This is a genomic window from Gordonibacter pamelaeae 7-10-1-b (assembly GCF_000210055.1).
GTDB lineage: Bacteria > Actinomycetota > Coriobacteriia > Coriobacteriales > Eggerthellaceae > Gordonibacter > Gordonibacter pamelaeae.
Genome location: NC_021021.1, coordinates 2,365,251 through 2,367,931, shown reverse-complemented (window position 1 = coordinate 2,367,931; position 2,681 = coordinate 2,365,251). Strand labels below are relative to the sequence as shown.

Genomic DNA, 2,681 nt, shown 5'->3' with positions numbered 1-2,681 from the left:
GGACGGCCGCGCATCCGCGCCGCCCTTGCACCTCCGGAGCTTGAACGGCATGCAACCGTGCCGCCATTATACGCAAAGAGAGTCTTGCGCAGCGGGGCGCCTGCCAAATCCTATGCGTATCCGTACGGCTTCCGCAGCCCCACGAGGAACGCGGTCGTCAGCACGAGCGCGCAGGCCTCCGCCACGATGATGGCGCTCCACACCCCGTCGATGCCCCACACGATGGGCAGCAGCATGACCGTGGACGTCTCGAACACGAGCGTGCGCATGAAGCTGATGAGCGCCGACACCTTGCCGTTGTTGAGCGCGGTGAAGAACGCCGAGCCGTAGATGTTGAACCCGCACACGAGGAACGCCACCGCGTAGATGCGGAACCCGTGCAGCGTCATGGCGGCGAGCTCGGGGTCGTAGCCCACGAACACGCCCACAAGCGGCCCGGCGAGCAGCTGCGAGGCCGCGAACATGGCCGCGCCCGTGCCGCCCACGAGGACCATGCTCTTCTTGAACAGGCCCTTCAGCTCTTCTTTATGCTGCGCGCCGTAGTGGTAGCTCACCACCGGCCCCGTGCCCATGGAGAAGCCGAAGAACACGGCCGTGAAGATGAAGTTCACGTACATGATCACGCCGTAGGCCGCCACGCCGTCCGCGCCGGCTATCATCATGAGCTGGTAGTTGTACAGCATGCTCACCACCGACGCCGCCACCTCGGTCATGAGCTCGGACGAGCCGTTCACGCAGGTCTTGCCGAGCGCGCGGAAGTCGGCCGTCGGCCGCGCGAACCGCAGGCGGCTCGTCTTGCTGGAGGCGAAGAACGCGACGGCGGCCACGGCGGCGAGCGCCTGCCCCAATGCCGTGGCGAGCGCCGCCCCGGCGATGCCCCAACCCAGCACGGCGATGAACAGGTAGTCCAGCACGATGTTCGCTACGCCCGCGGCAATCGTGGCCGCCAGGCCCACCTTTGGCCGCTCGGCCGCGATGAAGAAGCTCTGGAACATGTTCTGCATGATGGAGAACGGCAGCGCGGCGAGCAAGATGAAACCGTACGCGAGCCCTTGGTCCTTGAGCGTCCCTTGAGCTCCCAGCGCTTCGAGCAGCGGGCCGAGGATGCCGGCCCCCACTCCCGCCAAGACTATGCCCAGCGCCGTTCCCGCTACCGCTATAAGGCTGAACAGGCGGTTCGCCCGCACTTGGTCGCCTTCGCCCATCGTCTTGGCCACGAGGGCCGCGCCGCCCGTGCCGAACATGAAGCCGACGGATCCCAGGGCCATGACCAGCGGGAACACGAGGTTGACGGCGGCAAGCGCCTCCTTGCCCGCGAAGTTGGACACGAACAGGCCGTCCACCACGCTGTAGATGGATATGAAGATCATCATGGCGATGGACGGCAGCGCGAAGCGCACGAGGCGCCCGTAGGTGAAGTGGTCCGACAGCTTGATGGCCACGCCGCTCACCCCCTCTCTGGATACGGCAGGGCGTCCACCAACCCGCGCAGGTGCTCGAGGTAGACGCGCGTCAGGCGCAGCAGCTCCTCGCACTCCCCGGGGGCCATGGCGGCGAACGCGGCCTCCTCGGCACCCGCCACCGGGCGTATGCGCTCGGCCACCAGGGCGCGACCCGCCTCGGTCAGATGGAGGTGGGTGCCGCGCCCGTGCTCCACGCGCAGCTCCACGTAGCCTGCTTGCTCCAGCTTGTGCACCGAGGTGTTCACCGTCTGCTTCGACAGGCCCGATGCGGTGCACACGTCCTTCTGCAGGCAGCCGTCGCCTAAGCCGTCGAGGGCGTACAGGATGTCGAACGCGCTGTCCGACAGCCCCATCCTCACGGCCACGTTATGGTAGAGCTCGTTGCCGAGCCGGTACAGGTTGTTGTATTCGCGGTTGGCGTGCGCCGTCCGAGCGTCCATGCGCGCATTCCTCCGTGGTCTGATCAGCAAGTCCGATTTCGTACCTGCGGTATTTAAGTCCGATATCGGATTCGCGTCAACGGGGTTCACAGAACGCCCACGAGGTGTCGGGGGCGAGGCGCCCGCAGCCTCCTCCCCGCACGTCGAACACCGCGGGCGAGATTCGAGCTTATACACGTTAGTGCATACCTAAACCTGCCCCTCCAGCCGTTCGAAGAACGCGCGGGCGTTGCCGAAGAACGCCTTGTCGGCCACCTCCCGGCCGAACCGGCTCGCGATGAGCGCGTGCAGGCCGCCCACCTGGTCGCAGGGGTCGAGCCAGCTGGGCACGTCGCAGCCGTCGTAGTCGCTGCCGAGCGCGAGCACGTCCTCGCCGGCGGCTTCCAGCACGTGGTCCACGTGGCGCAGCACGTCGTCGGGGGTCGGGTCGGCGTGCGTCTCGGACAGGAAGTCGCGGCAGAAGTTGAGGCCCGCCACGCCGCCCGCGTCGGCCAGCTCGCGCAGCTGCCAGTCGGCAAGGTTGCGCGGATGCCCGCACACGGCGCGCGCGTTGGAGTGCGAGGCGGCGAAGGGTTGCGTCGCGGTCGCGCACACGTCCTTGAAGCCAGCATCGTTCAGGTGCGACACGTCCACGATGATGCCGCGCAGCTCCAGCTCGCGCACGCAGGAGCGGCCGAAGCCGGTGAGCCCGTCGGCCGTGTCGTTGCCGCTGCCGAGCGCGTTGCGCCCGTTCCACGTGAGCGTGACCATGCGCACGCCCGCCTCCGCGAGCGCGTCG

General features: G+C 67.6%; 3 protein-coding genes. All 3 read right to left on the bottom strand.

The features are described from left to right. Positions 1-110 precede the first annotated feature (110 nt). Positions 111-1,442: an MATE family efflux transporter gene (locus GPA_RS11070; RefSeq protein ID WP_041240423.1), complete on the bottom strand. Its 1,332-nt coding sequence runs from the start codon at positions 1,440-1,442 to the stop codon at positions 111-113. A gap of 5 nt (positions 1,443-1,447) precedes the next feature. After that, positions 1,448-1,903: a MarR family winged helix-turn-helix transcriptional regulator gene (locus GPA_RS11065; RefSeq protein WP_015539908.1), complete on the bottom strand. Its 456-nt coding sequence runs from the start codon at positions 1,901-1,903 to the stop codon at positions 1,448-1,450. A gap of 189 nt (positions 1,904-2,092) precedes the next feature. Beyond that, positions 2,093-2,681: dipeptidase (locus GPA_RS11060; RefSeq protein ID WP_041239512.1), on the bottom strand; the 589-nt coding region annotated here is incomplete at its 5' end.